11 protein-coding genes are annotated in these 13,222 nt (G+C 71.6%); 7 read left to right on the forward strand and 4 right to left on the reverse strand.

The window, feature by feature from the left end:
- Positions 1-102: 102 nt before the first annotated feature.
- Positions 103-1,731 carry a chaperonin GroEL gene (gene groL / locus ACFYXE_RS01395; RefSeq protein ID WP_389307813.1) on the forward strand — a complete coding sequence of 543 codons (1,629 nt, stop codon included), beginning with the start codon at positions 103-105 and terminating at the stop codon, positions 1,729-1,731.
- A 300-nt stretch (positions 1,732-2,031) separates the two neighbouring features.
- Here the strand turns inward: groL and ACFYXE_RS01400 are convergent, their stop codons facing one another.
- Positions 2,032-2,805 (reverse strand): SDR family oxidoreductase, encoded by a 774-nt coding sequence (locus ACFYXE_RS01400; RefSeq protein ID WP_361180053.1) that lies wholly within the window; start codon positions 2,803-2,805, stop codon positions 2,032-2,034.
- A 57-nt stretch (positions 2,806-2,862) separates the two neighbouring features.
- Positions 2,863-3,543, reverse strand: coding sequence for an MOSC domain-containing protein (locus tag ACFYXE_RS01405; RefSeq protein ID WP_389307816.1), 681 nt, complete (start codon positions 3,541-3,543; stop codon positions 2,863-2,865).
- 80 nt (positions 3,544-3,623) lie between these two features.
- Between ACFYXE_RS01405 and ACFYXE_RS01410 the strand changes: the two genes are divergently transcribed.
- Positions 3,624-4,520, forward strand: a complete 897-nt coding sequence (locus tag ACFYXE_RS01410) for a LysR family transcriptional regulator (protein WP_361180048.1) — start codon at positions 3,624-3,626, stop codon at positions 4,518-4,520.
- A gap of 77 nt (positions 4,521-4,597) precedes the next feature.
- Here ACFYXE_RS01410 and ACFYXE_RS01415 read toward each other — a convergent pair whose 3' ends face one another.
- Positions 4,598-4,927, reverse strand: a complete 330-nt coding sequence (locus ACFYXE_RS01415) for a WhiB family transcriptional regulator (RefSeq protein WP_365363399.1) — start codon at positions 4,925-4,927, stop codon at positions 4,598-4,600.
- A gap of 390 nt (positions 4,928-5,317) precedes the next feature.
- Between ACFYXE_RS01415 and ACFYXE_RS01420 the strand changes: the two genes are divergently transcribed.
- The 4 genes from ACFYXE_RS01420 (at position 5,318) to ACFYXE_RS01435 (ending at position 9,633) form a co-directional block, all read left to right on the forward strand.
- On the forward strand, positions 5,318-5,929 hold the full coding sequence (locus ACFYXE_RS01420) for a response regulator transcription factor (protein WP_003948568.1): 612 nt from the start codon (positions 5,318-5,320) through the stop codon (positions 5,927-5,929).
- Between the two features lie 245 nt (positions 5,930-6,174).
- Complete coding sequence (locus ACFYXE_RS01425; protein WP_055563244.1) at positions 6,175-6,750, forward strand: sigma-70 family RNA polymerase sigma factor; 576 nt, start codon at positions 6,175-6,177, stop codon at positions 6,748-6,750.
- A 127-nt stretch (positions 6,751-6,877) separates the two neighbouring features.
- Positions 6,878-8,395: an IMP dehydrogenase gene (gene guaB / locus ACFYXE_RS01430; protein WP_361180043.1), complete on the forward strand. Its 1,518-nt coding sequence runs from the start codon at positions 6,878-6,880 to the stop codon at positions 8,393-8,395.
- Between the two features lie 113 nt (positions 8,396-8,508).
- The gene (locus tag ACFYXE_RS01435; RefSeq protein ID WP_361180041.1) at positions 8,509-9,633 is read left to right on the forward strand and encodes a GuaB3 family IMP dehydrogenase-related protein; all 1,125 of its coding nucleotides are present in this window, start codon (positions 8,509-8,511) and stop codon (positions 9,631-9,633) included.
- An 80-nt stretch (positions 9,634-9,713) separates the two neighbouring features.
- Here ACFYXE_RS01435 and ACFYXE_RS01440 read toward each other — a convergent pair whose 3' ends face one another.
- Positions 9,714-10,967, reverse strand: a complete 1,254-nt coding sequence (locus ACFYXE_RS01440; protein WP_361180039.1) for a nucleotide sugar dehydrogenase — start codon at positions 10,965-10,967, stop codon at positions 9,714-9,716.
- 227 nt (positions 10,968-11,194) lie between these two features.
- Between ACFYXE_RS01440 and ACFYXE_RS01445 the strand changes: the two genes are divergently transcribed.
- Positions 11,195-12,904, forward strand: a complete 1,710-nt coding sequence (locus tag ACFYXE_RS01445) for a glycerol-3-phosphate dehydrogenase/oxidase (protein WP_361180036.1) — start codon at positions 11,195-11,197, stop codon at positions 12,902-12,904.
- Positions 12,905-13,222 lie beyond the last annotated feature (318 nt).

A 13,222-nucleotide genomic window follows, 5' to 3' on the forward strand; every position in this document is an offset into this window, starting at 1 on the left:
GATTTGCTTTTGAGAGCTGCGCCCCTGGTCACCCCGCTGATTGCCGGGCGGCGAGGGGCGCAGTTCGTTCACCCGAGTTTTCGAGAGGGCTGAATCGCTCCCATGGCGAAGATCCTGAAGTTCGACGAGGACGCCCGTCGCGCCCTTGAGCGCGGCGTCAACAAGCTTGCCGACACGGTCAAGGTGACGATCGGCCCCCGCGGCCGCAACGTCGTCATCGACAAGAAGTTCGGTGCCCCGACCATCACCAACGACGGCGTCACCATCGCCCGTGAGGTGGAGGTCGAGGACCCGTACGAGAACCTCGGCGCCCAGCTGGTGAAGGAGGTGGCGACCAAGACCAACGACATCGCTGGTGACGGCACCACCACCGCCACCGTGCTCGCCCAGGCCCTCGTCAAGGAAGGCCTGCGCAACGTCGCCGCCGGCGCCTCCCCGGCCGCCCTGAAGAAGGGCATCGACGCCGCCGTCGCGGCCGTCTCCGAGGAGCTCCTCGCCACCGCCCGTCCGATCGACGACAAGGCCGACATCGCCGCCGTCGCCGGTCTGTCCGCCCAGGACCCGCAGGTCGGCGAGCTCATCGCCGAGGCGATGGACAAGGTCGGCAAGGACGGTGTCATCACCGTCGAGGAGTCCAACACCTTCGGCCTGGAGCTCGACTTCACCGAGGGCATGGCCTTCGACAAGGGCTACCTTTCGCCGTACATGGTGTCCGACCAGGAGCGTATGGAGGCCGTCCTCGACGACCCGTACATCCTGATCCACCAGGGCAAGATCTCCTCGATCCAGGACCTCCTGCCGCTGCTCGAGAAGGTCATCCAGGCCAACGCCTCGAAGCCGCTCCTGATCATCGCCGAGGACGTCGAGGGCGAGGCCCTGTCGACCCTGGTCGTGAACAAGATCCGCGGCACCTTCAACGCCGTCGCGGTGAAGGCCCCCGGCTTCGGCGACCGCCGCAAGGCCATGCTCGGTGACATCGCCACCCTCACCGGCGGCACCGTCATCGCCGAAGAGGTCGGCCTCAAGATCGACCAGGTCGGCCTGGACGTGCTCGGCACCGCCCGCCGCGTCACCATCACCAAGGACGACACCACGATCGTCGACGGTGGCGGCAACAAGGCCGAGGTCGAGGGCCGCGTCGCCCAGATCAAGGCCGAGATCGAGGCCACGGACTCCGACTGGGACCGCGAGAAGCTCCAGGAGCGCCTCGCGAAGCTGGCCGGCGGCGTGTGCGTCATCAAGGTCGGCGCCGCGACCGAGGTCGAGCTCAAGGAGAAGAAGCACCGTCTGGAGGACGCCATCTCCGCGACCCGCGCCGCGGTCGAGGAGGGCATCGTCTCCGGTGGTGGCTCCGCGCTCGTCCACGCCGTGAAGGTCCTCGACGGCAACCTCGACAAGACCGGCGACGAGGCCACGGGTGTCGCGGTCGTCCGCCGCGCCGCCGTCGAGCCGCTGCGCTGGATCGCCGAGAACGCCGGCCTCGAGGGTTACGTCATCACCTCGAAGGTCGCCGAGCTCGACAAGGGCTTCGGCTTCAACGCCGCGACCGGCGAGTACGGCGACCTGGTCAAGGCCGGCGTCATCGACCCGGTCAAGGTCACCCGCTCCGCCCTGGAGAACGCCGCTTCCATCGCCTCCCTGCTCCTCACGACCGAGACCCTGGTCGTCGAGAAGCCGGCGGAGGAGGAGGCCGAGGCCGGTCACGGCCACGGTCACGGTCACTCGCACTGACCCGCTGCGCTCGGCCTGAACGGTGACCGAGGCCCGGCTCCCCCCTTCGGTGGGGGAGCCGGGCCTCGGTCCTTTTCGGGGGAGCGTCTGCCGGGGGCTGTCCGCTGCCGGGTGCGGGTTGCCTTCGGCCGGGCGCGCAGTTCCCCGCGCCCCTGAGGACGACTTCGGTGAGCGCCCCTTGAGGGGCGCGGGGAACTGCGCGAGGACGGACCACGATCCGCACCGGGCAGCGGACAGCGACCCCGCAGACGCCTCCCGCCCAAGGCCCCCGCCCAAGGCCCCCCGCCCAAGGCCCCCCGCCTACTGGGGCCCGTACTTGCGGCCCGTGCGGGAGGTGACGCCGCCCAGCAGGGCGCGCGGCGTCACCTTCACCACGCCCATCAGCGCCTTGTAGCGGGGGTCGGGGATCGACACGGTCCTGCCGCGGGACAGATCGGCCAGCGCCGTCGCGACCAGCTTGTCCGCGTCGAGCCACATCCAGCCCGGGATGTTGGACGTGCCCATCCCGGCCCGCTCGTGGAACTCCGTGCGCACGAAGCCGGGGCACAGCGCCATCAGCCGCACCCCGGAACCGGCGAGGTCCTTCGCCGCGCCCTGGGTGAACTGCACGACCCACGCCTTCGACGCGCCGTACGTGCCGCGCGGCACGAACGCCGCCACCGACGCGACGTTCACGACACCGCCCCGGCCCCGCTCGCGCATCGACTCCGTCGCGGCCGACGTCAGCCGCAGCACCGCCTCGCAGTGCACCTTGAGCATCGTCAGCTCGTCGGCGAGGGGCACCTCCAGATAGCGGCCCTTGTTGGCGAACCCCGCGTTGTTGATGAGGAGGTCGACCGGGTCCCTGCGGCGGGAGAGCCGCTCCTCGACGGCCTCGATGCCCTCGTCCGTCGCGAGGTCCGCGGTCAGCACCTCCGCCTCGATGCCGTGCCGGTCGTGCAGTTCGGTCGCCTGCTCGCGCAGCCGTTTGGTGTCGCGGGCCACCAGCACGAGGTTGTGCCCGTCACCCGCGAGGCGCCGCGCGAAGGCGGCGCCGATACCGGCGGTCGATCCCGTAATCAGAGCCGTAGTCATGGCGCAAGGCTAGTGAGATCGGGTGCGCGCCGTGACGCGCGGATCACCCGGCCCGGCTCACGAGGCCCGGGGTGCCTGCTGCGCCAGGTAGGTGCGCGCGCGCTCGGCCGTCTCCGGGTGCAGGGCGTCGCCCGCCGCGAGGAGCTCGGGCAGCAGCTCCCGCTCCGTGGTGACGGCCCGGAACTGCAGCCCCACGGTCACGTCGTGGTCGGGCCGGTGCACGACCCTGATCGGGTCCCCGGCGCGGATCTCGCCCGGCTCGATCACCCGGAGATACGCGCCGGGAGCACCCTCCTCGGTGAACCGCTTGACCCACCCCCGCTCGTCCAGGTGACCCTGGAACGTCCGGCAGGGGATGCGCCCGCTCGTCACCTCGAGCAGCAGATCGGGACCGATCCGCCAGCGCTCGCCGATCCGCGCGCCGTTCACGTCGACGCCGGACGTCGTGAGGTTCTCGCCGAAGGCGCCGTCGGGCAGGGACCGCCCCAGCGTGCGCTCCCACGCGTCGAGGTCCTCGCGCGCGTAGGCGTACACGGCCTGGTCGTCCCCGCCGTGGTGGCGCTTGTCGCCGATCTCGTCGCCCGCGAGCCCGCTGCCGCCGACGCCCTTCGCGCCCGGCGCGCTCACCCGCACCGGGCCGCGCACCGGCCGCTTGTCGATGCCGGTGGCACCGGTGGGCGAACCGGCGGCGTGCGCGACGACCGTGCGGCGGCCCAGATTTACCGAAAGAAGCTCCATGACAGGCAGGCTAGGCGAGCCGCCTCAAAGTAGCGATGCAATATTTCGCTATATGTCCAAGCGTCGCTTATGCTCGGGGCATGATCGAGGCCCGTCACCTCCGTGTCCTGCGCGCCGTGGCCGCCACCGGCTCCTTCTCGGCGGCGGCCCGCGAGCTCGGCTGCACCCAGCCCGCCGTCAGCCAGCAGATGAAGGCCCTCGAATCCTCCGCGGGCACGCCCCTGCTGATCCGCACCGGCCGCGAGATGCGGCTGACGCAGGCGGGCGAGGCCCTGGTCCGGCACGCCGCGGGCATCCTCGCCGGGCTCACCGCCGCCGAGGAGGAGGTCGCCGCCATCGCGGGCCTGCGCGCGGGCCGGGTCCGGCTCGTCTCCTTCCCCAGCGGCAGCTCCACGCTCGTGCCCGGCGCCCTCGCCGCCCTGCGCGCGGCCCACCCCGGCACGCGCGTCTCGCTCGTGGAGGCCGAGCCGCCGCGCTCGGTGGAGATGCTGCGCGAGGGCGACTGCGACGTCGCCCTCGCCTTCCGGTACGAAGGAGCGACGGCCGCCGAGGAGTGGGACGACCTCGTGGTGCGCCCGCTGCTCGCGGACCGGCTCGTGGGCCTGGTGCCCGAGGCGCACCGGCTGGCCGGCGCGGACTCGGTCACCATCGGTGAGTTCGCCGACGAGTCGTGGATCGCGGGCTGCCCGCGCTGCCGCAGGCAGCTGGTGGAGGTCTGCGAGGGCGCGGGCTTCGTGCCCCGGATCGACTTCGCGACCGACGACTACCCGGCCGTGATCGGCCTGGTCGGCGCCGGCCTGGGCGTGGCGGTGCTGCCCGAGCTCGCGATCGAGTCGGTACGCCCCAAGGGGGCCCGCGCGGTGACGGTGGAGCCCGCCGTGCAGCGGGAGATCGTCGCGCTCACGCTCCCGGACCTGGCGCAGGTGCCGGCCGTCGCCGCCACCCTGGACCACCTCGCGCGGGCCGCCGCGCGCTAGCCGGTCCGCGCCCGCCGGACCGCGCCCGTATCCCGCCGGTCGGCACCCCGCGGGCGCCTTTTCGAAGAAACGTTCCTTCAGCTGTGCGACACGGCTCTGCCCGCCGGGGCGGACGCCGTCACCAGGCGATTGCGCGCCCGGCCCATGAGCTCTTCGCGCTCGTCCTCGGTCAGCCCGCCCCACACGCCGTACGGCTCGCGCACCGCGAGCGCGTGAGCCGCGCACTCCGCACGCACCGGGCACCGCATGCAGACCTCCTTGGCGGAGTTCTCACGTGCGCTGCGCGCCGCTCCCCGCTCGCCCTCCGGGTGGAAGAAGAGCGAGCTGTCCACCCCACGGCACGCCGCGAGGAGCTGCCAGTCCCACAGATCTGCGTTCGGTCCGGGAAGGCGGGAGAAATCTGCCATTGCTGGTCCCCTTGATGCCGTTCTGACGCGGATACGGTGCCCATGACCGTACATCTACTGTCTAAGGAGATGAAAATATGACTCATTGCGAATCTAGCCATAGACACCAGGAAAAGGGAAGAAAAGGCGCTAAATGGGGCATAGCTTGTGATGAAAGCTTGAGGGTCTCCCGCGCGCTCTGCTCTGTGTCCGCGCCCTCACGTAGAGTGCCGAACGTGTCTGACTGCCCCGTAACTCTTTCGGGTGACCGTCGTTGAGAGTGCGGAGGCGGTTGAAAGAACAAGCGCTCGGGCAGGTGTCCGAGAGCGTCAACCGCACAGGTGACGAATATGTACCAGCCTGGAGGCTCAAGGTGACGCGCAGCAGCTGTGAGAGCCGCGGAGGACAGTCATGACATCTGTCCTCGTCTGCGACGACTCCCCGCTTGCCCGAGAGGCGCTCCGCCGCGCGGTCGCGACCGTGCCCGGCGTCGAGCGTGTGACGACGGCGGCCAACGGCGAGGAAGTGCTCCGCCGCTGGGGCGCCGACCGCTCGGACCTGATTCTGATGGACGTACGCATGCCCGGCCTGGGCGGCGTGGAGACCGTCCGGCGGCTGCTGTCCGCCGACCCCGGTGCGCGCATCATCATGCTCACCGTCGCCGAGGACCTGGACGGGGTCGCACTCGCGGTCGCGGCCGGCGCCCGCGGCTATCTGCACAAGGACGCCTCGCGCGCCGAGCTGCGCGCGACCGTCACGCAGGCGCTCGCCGACCCGACGTGGCGGCTCGCCCCGCGCAGACTGCGCTCGGCGGAGATGGGCGCCGCGCCCACCCTCACCGCGCGTGAGATCCAGGTGCTCGAAGGCATGAGTCACGGCCGGTCCAACGCGGAGATCGGGCGCGAGCTCTTCCTCTCCGAGGACACGGTGAAGACGCACGCCAGGCGCCTGTTCAAGAAGCTCGGCGCCTCGGACCGGGCACACGCGGTGGCGCTCGGTTTCCGCTGGGGCCTGGTCCGCTGAATGTGCCGTCGCGGGGGCGCGGCCATCCCCGCCCGCCATGCGGTGGGCGGGGTGACGTACGCCCACCGCTGCTTGTTTCGCCGCCGATGCCGCATCCTTGAGGTGTGGAGTTCCTCGGGGACGAGTCGATCGAGCGGGAGGGGAGGGCGCAGGAGATGAGTTCCGGCGCACCTGCTCATAACGCTTCAGTGCACAACTACGGACGCGGTGCCACGGATCAGTCGCCGTCAAGGCACCATGGACCGATGCGCGATGACAAGACGACGGTGATCGGTGCCCTCGTCCTTCGCGCCGTCGAGGGCGACGAGCAGGCCACGCACGACCTCCTGGCGCACGTGCACCCGCTCGCCCTGCGCTACTGCCGCACCCGGCTGTCCCGACTGCCGGGTGACGCACGGCACTTCGTGGAGGACCTGGCGCAGGAAGTCTGCGTCGCCGTCCTCCTCGCCCTGCCGCGCTACAAGGACACGGGGCGCCCCTTCGAGGCGTTCGTCTTCGCGATCGCGGCGCACAAGGTCGCCGATCTGCAGCGCGCCGCGATGCGGCACCCCGGTTCCACCGCCGTGCCCTCGGACGAGATGCCCGAGCGGCCCGACGACTCCCTGGGCCCCGAGGAGCGGGCGCTGCTCAGCAGCGACGCGGAGTGGGCCAAGAAGCTCCTGGCCAACCTCCCGGACAACCAGCGCGAGCTGCTGCTCCTGCGGATCGCCGTCGGGCTCACCGCGGAGGAGACCGGCCAGATGTTGGGCATGTCACCCGGCGCGGTGCGGGTCGCCCAGCACCGGGCGCTGAGCAGGCTGCGGGCGCTCGCGGAGCAGTAGGCGGCCCCGCGGGGGCGTCCGTGTGAACGTACAAAGCTTGCCGATGATCTTGATCGTGGAATGAGACACCGCTGGATCCCGTTAGCATGGACATCCGCACCGATCAAGGCCATTTGGGGAAGGTGTCATGACTGCAAACGGCGGGTCTTCGACTGGGGTGCCCGATAAATTCGCGACACTCGGGCTGACCTACGACGACGTGCTGCTGCTGCCGGGTGCGTCGGACATGGCGCCCGACCAGATCGACACTTCCTCGCTCGTCTCGAAGAACGTCCGGGTGAACGTCCCGCTGCTGTCCGCGGCGATGGACAAGGTCACCGAGTCCCGGATGGCGATCGCCATGGCCCGTCAGGGCGGCGTCGGCGTGCTGCACCGCAACCTCTCCATCGCCGACCAGGCCAACCAGGTCGACCTGGTCAAGCGCTCCGAGTCCGGCATGGTCACCGACCCGATCACGGTGCACCCCGACGCGACGCTGGCCGAGGCCGACGCGATCTGCGCGAAGTTCCGCATCAGCGGCGTCCCGGTCACCGACGCGGCGGGCAAGCTGCTCGGCATCGTCACCAACCGCGACATGGCCTTCGAGAACGACCGCGGCCGGCAGGTCCGCGAGGTCATGACGCCGATGCCGCTGGTCACCGGCAAGGTCGGCATCTCCGGCGTGGACGCCATGGAGCTGCTGCGCCGCCACAAGATCGAGAAGCTGCCGCTGGTCGACGACGCGGGCATCCTCAAGGGCCTCATCACGGTCAAGGACTTCGTCAAGGCCGAGAAGTACCCGAACGCCGCCAAGGACGCCGGGGGCCGCCTCCTGGTGGGCGCCGCCGTGGGTGTCGCGGGCGACGCCTTCGAGCGTGCCCAGGCGCTGGTCGCCGCGGGCGTCGACTTCATCGTCGTCGACACCGCGCACGGCCACTCCCGCCTGGTCGGCGACATGGTCGCCAAGATCAAGTCCGACGCCCCCCGGGTGGACGTCATCGGCGGCAACATCGCCACCCGCGACGGCGCCAAGGCGCTCATCGACGCCGGTGTCGACGGCATCAAGGTCGGCGTGGGCCCCGGCTCCATCTGCACCACGCGCGTCGTCGCCGGTATCGGCGTGCCGCAGGTCACGGCGATCTACGAGGCCTCGCTCGCCGCCAAGGAGGCCGGTGTCCCGGTCATCGGCGACGGCGGCCTGCAGTACTCCGGGGACATCGCCAAGGCGCTCGTCGCCGGCGCGGACACCGTCATGCTCGGCTCGCTGCTCGCGGGCTGCGAGGAGTCGCCGGGCGAGCTGCTCTTCATCAACGGCAAGCAGTTCAAGTCGTACCGCGGCATGGGCTCGCTGGGCGCGATGCAGACCCGCGGCGAGCAGAAGTCCTTCTCCAAGGACCGCTACTTCCAGGAGGGCGTCGCCTCCGACGAGAAGCTGGTCCCCGAGGGCATCGAGGGCCAGGTGCCCTACCGCGGCCCGCTCTCCGCGGTCGTCCACCAGCTGGTCGGCGGACTGCGCCAGTCGATGTTCTACGTGGGCGGCCAGACCGTCCCCGACCTCCAGGCCAACGGCCGTTTCGTCCGCATCACGTCCGCGGGTCTCAAGGAGAGCCACCCGCACGACATCCAGATGACGGTCGAGGCGCCGAACTACAGCCGCAGCAAGTAGCCTTCCGGCTCACGCGTGCGCGTGGCAGGGGCGGCCCGGGTTCACCGGGGCCGCCCCTTCCGTGTGCGTCGGGGATACTGGACGGGCAGACCAAGAGGGAAAGGCCCCACAACGTGACTGAGATCGAGATCGGGCGCGGCAAGCGCGGCCGCCGCGCGTACGCCTTCGACGACATCGCCGTCGTACCGAGCCGGCGCACCCGCGACCCGAAGGAGGTCTCGATCGCGTGGCAGATCGACGCCTACCGCTTCGAGCTGCCGTTCCTGGCCGCTCCCATGGACTCGGTGGTCTCCCCGCAGACCGCCATCCGCATCGGTGAGCTGGGCGGCCTCGGCGTCCTGAACCTCGAGGGCCTCTGGACCCGGTACGAGGACCCGCAGCCCCTGCTCGACGAGATCGCCGGCCTCGACGCCGAGACCGCGACCCGCCGCCTCCAGGAGATCTACGCGGCCCCGATCAAGGCCGACCTGATCGGGCAGCGCATCAAGGAGGTGCGTGACGCGGGCGTGGTCACCGCCGCCGCGCTCTCCCCGCAGCGCACCGCCGAGTTCTCCAAGGCCGTCGTGGACGCGGGCGTGGACATCTTCGTGATCCGCGGCACCACCGTCTCCGCCGAGCACGTCTCGGGCGCCGCCGAGCCGCTGAACCTGAAGCAGTTCATCTACGAGCTGGACGTCCCGGTCATCGTCGGCGGCTGCGCCACGTACACCGCGGCCCTGCACCTGATGCGCACCGGCGCCGCGGGTGTCCTGGTCGGCTTCGGCGGCGGCGCCGCGCACACCACGCGCAACGTCCTGGGCATCCAGGTCCCGATGGCCACCGCCGTCGCCGACGTCGCCGCGGCCCGCCGCGACTACATGGACGAGTCCGGCGGCCGGTACGTGCACGTCATCGCCGACGGCGGAGTGGGCTGGTCCGGCGACCTGCCCAAGGCCATCGCGTGCGGCGCCGACTCGGTGATGGTGGGCTCCCCGCTGGCCCGCGCCACGGACGCGCCCGGCAAGGGCCACCACTGGGGCATGGAGGCCGTCCACGAGGACGTGCCGCGCGGCAAGAAGGTCGACCTGGGCACGGTCGGCACCACCGAGGAGATCCTCACCGGCCCGTCGCACATCCCGGACGGCTCGATGAACTTCTTCGGAGCGCTGCGCCGCGCCATGGCGACCACGGGCTACAGCGAGCTCAAGGAGTTCCAGCGCGTCGAGGTGACGGTCGCGGACGCGCAGCACAAGCGCTGACCGCCCGGCCGTCCGTCCCCCCGGACGCAGGTCGTGGAAGGGCCCCGGTACGCACGCGTACCGGGGCCCTTCGCGCGTGTTCAGAGGCGGTGCGCCGCGCCCGCCGGGGTGGCGCCCCGGGTGTCGAGCAGCAGCTGGGCCTTCACGGCGAGACCTTGCAGGTCGTACGTGCGGTGGTGCTGGAGCAGGATCGTGAGGTCGGCGTCGGCGGCGGCCTCGTAGAGGGAGTCCGCGCGCGGGACGGGACGGCCCAGGACGCTCCAGCTCGGCACGTAGGGGTCGTGGTAGCTGACGGCCGCGCCGAGCTCCATGAGGCGGGTCGCCACCTCCTGCGCGGGGGCGCCCTGCTGGTCGGCGAGGTCGGGCTTGTAGGTGACGCCGAGGAGCAGGACGCGGGCGCCGCGGGCGGACTTGCCGTGTTCGTTGAGCAGGGTCGCCGAGCGCTGGATCACGTACTGCGGCATGCGGTCGTTGACCTGCTGGGCCAGCTCGACCATGCGCAGGGGGCGGGCGCCGCGGGCGGGGCCCGGCACGTCCAGGGGGACGCCGTGGCCGCCGACGCCGGGGCCGGGGCGGAAGGCCTGGAAGCCGAAGGGCTTGGTCTCGGCGCAGCGGATGACGTCCCACAGGTCGATGCCGAGGTCGTGGCAGAGCACCGCCATCTCGTTCACCAGGGCCATGTTGACGTGCCGGTAGTTCGTCTCCAGGAGGTGGACGGTCTCGGCCTCGCGGGGGCCGCGGGCGCGCACGACCTTGTCGGTGAGGCGGCCGTAGAAGGTGGCGGCGGACTCGGTGCAGGCCGGGGTGAGGCCGCCGATGACCTTGGGGGTGCCCGCGTAGCCGTGGCTGCGGTTGCCCGGGTCGAGGCGGCCGGGGGAGTACGCGAGGTGGAAGTCGCGGCCCGCCCGCAGGCCCGAGCCCGACTCCAGGATCGGGCGGAGGAATTCCTCCGTGGTCCCCGGGTACGCGGGGGACTCCAGGATCACGGTGGTGTGCGGGCGCAGCCGGGCGGCCAGCGCGCGGGCGGCCTCGGCCACCTGGCTCAGGTCGAGCGAGCGGTCGGCGGCCGGCGGAGTGGGGGCGCAGATGACGGCGGTGCGGACCCGGCCGAGCTCGAGCGGGTTGGAGGTCGGCCGGAAGCCCCCCGAGAGCATCCGGCGGACGTCGGCGGCGGTGAGGGTGCCCTCGGCGCCGTCGCACGGCAGCCGGCCGCCGGCCAGGTCCGTGGCGCGGACGGGGTCGAAGCCGATGGTGGCGATGCCGCGTGCGACGGCGGCCCGGGCGAGGGGCAGGCCGAGGTGGCCGAGACCGATGACGGCGAGATCTGCGGGCATGGCGGTGGGCCGTCCTCCCAATAGCCGGTGTGGGACGAGCGCGCAAGCCCTGTGGACAAGGCGGACCAGCGCAATGTCAGACTAGGAGTAAATATGACCGATTTGCGGTATTGCGCAGCGCGGAGCTCCGGAGTGTTGTCCACAGGCTGGGGTCGAGATCAGCGGGCGGCGGGGAAATCTGGGCATGATGTGAGTCCGACCACACCCGATCACAGCGGGAGGCAGCGGTGAGGACAGCGACACTGGGGCCGGCGGAGCGTGCCGAGTCACTTGCGGGAATGGCCGACCGGGAGCTGGACATCCTGGTGGTGGGTGCGGGAGTGGTCGGCGCGGGCACGGCGCTGGACGCGGTCACCCGCGGCCTGTCCACCGGCCTGGTCGAGGCGCGCGACTGGGCGTCGGGCACCTCCAGCCGGTCGAGCAAGCTGATCCACGGCGGCCTGCGCTATCTGGAGATGCTCGACTTCGCGCTCGTGCGCGAGGCGCTCAAGGAGCGCGGCCTCCTCCTGGAGCGGCTCGCCCCCCACCTCGTCAAGCCCGTCCCGTTCCTCTACCCCTTGCAGCACAAGGGCTGGGAGCGGTTGTACGCCGGATCGGGCGTCGCGCTCTACGACGCCATGTCGATGTCCCGGGGGCACGGCCGCGGCCTGCCCATGCACCGCCACCTGACGCGCCGCCACGCCCTGCGCGTCGCCCCGTGCCTGAAGAAGGACGCCCTCGTCGGCGCCATGCAGTACTACGACGCGCAGATGGACGACGCCCGCTATGTCGCCACCCTGGTGCGCACCGCCTCGGCGTACGGCGCGAAGGTCGCCAACCGCGCGAAGGTCACCGGCTTCCTGCGCGAGGGCGAGCGTGTCGTCGGCGCCCGGGTGCAGGACGTGGAGGGCGGCGGGGAGTACGAGATCCGCGCCCAGCAGATCGTCAACGCCACCGGTGTGTGGACGGACGACACCCAGGCGATGGTGGGCGAGAGGGGCCAGTTCCACGTGCGGGCCTCCAAGGGCATCCACCTGGTCGTCCCCAAGGACCGGATCAACGCCACCACCGGGCTGATCCTGCGCACCGAGAAGAGCGTCCTGTTCGTCATCCCCTGGGGCCGCCACTGGATCGTGGGCACCACCGACACGGACTGGGACCTCGACAAGGCGCACCCGGCCGCCTCCAGCGCCGACATCGACTACCTCCTGGAGCATGTGAACTCCGTCCTCGCGGTCCCGCTCTCCCGGGACGACGTCCAGGGGGTCTACGCGGGCCTGCGGCCGCTGCTGGCCGGCGAGTCGGACGCCACGAGCAAGCTGTCCCGCGAGCACACGGTCGCCCACCCGGCGCCCGGCCTGGTGGTCGTCGCCGGCGGCAAGTACACGACGTACCGCGTGATGGCCAAGGACGCCGTCGACGAGGCCGTGCACGGTCTCGACCAGCGCGTCGCCGAGTGCGTCACGGAAGACATCCCGCTGGTCGGCGCCGAGGGCTACAAGGCCCTGTGGAACGCCCGCGCGAGGATCGCCGCCCGCACCGGCCTGCACGTGGTGCGCGTGGAGCACCTCCTGAACCGCTTCGGCTCGCTGGCCGAGGAGGTCCTCGAACTCATCACGGCCGACCCCACCCTCGGCGAGCCGCTGCCGGGCGCCGACGACTACCTCCGCGCCGAGATCGTCTACGCCGCGTCGCACGAGGGCGCCCGCCACCTGGACGACGTGCTGACCCGCAGGACGCGCATCTCGATCGAGACGTTCGACCGGGGCACCCGCAGCGCCCGGGAGTGCGCCGAGCTGATGGCGCCCGTCCTCGGCTGGGACAAGGACCAGATCGAGCGGGAGGTCCAGCACTACGAGAAGCGCGTCGAGGCCGAGCGCGAGTCGCAGCGCCAGCCGGACGACCTGACGGCGGACGCGGCACGCCTCGGTGCGCCGGACATCGTGCCGCTTGGTTAGGGCTTGTCGGGAAAGTCCCGTTGGTCGCTCATCGGTGAGCCGCCGGGCCGTCAGAGGCGTGCTGCCACAGGCTTGTTGACGTGGTTCACGGGCGGGCGGCGGCGAACCGCGGGGGCGGGTGAGCGTGCGAGGGGGACACCTGGTGGAGTGGGGTGCGTGGGCCCGGGGACGGCTCCCGGAGCGCACGGCGCGGGAGTGCCGCGGCCGGGGCCTTGCCTGGGGCGGTGAGCAGCGGAAGAGTGGCGTCCAGGGCCGGTGCCGCGCGTCGCGGCGGGCCTGCCGTCGGCCCGACGGGCACCGCCGTGAGGAGGATCGCCT

It is taken from the genome of Streptomyces sp. NPDC002564, from assembly GCF_042889645.1.
In the GTDB taxonomy this organism is placed as follows: domain Bacteria; phylum Actinomycetota; class Actinomycetes; order Streptomycetales; family Streptomycetaceae; genus Streptomyces.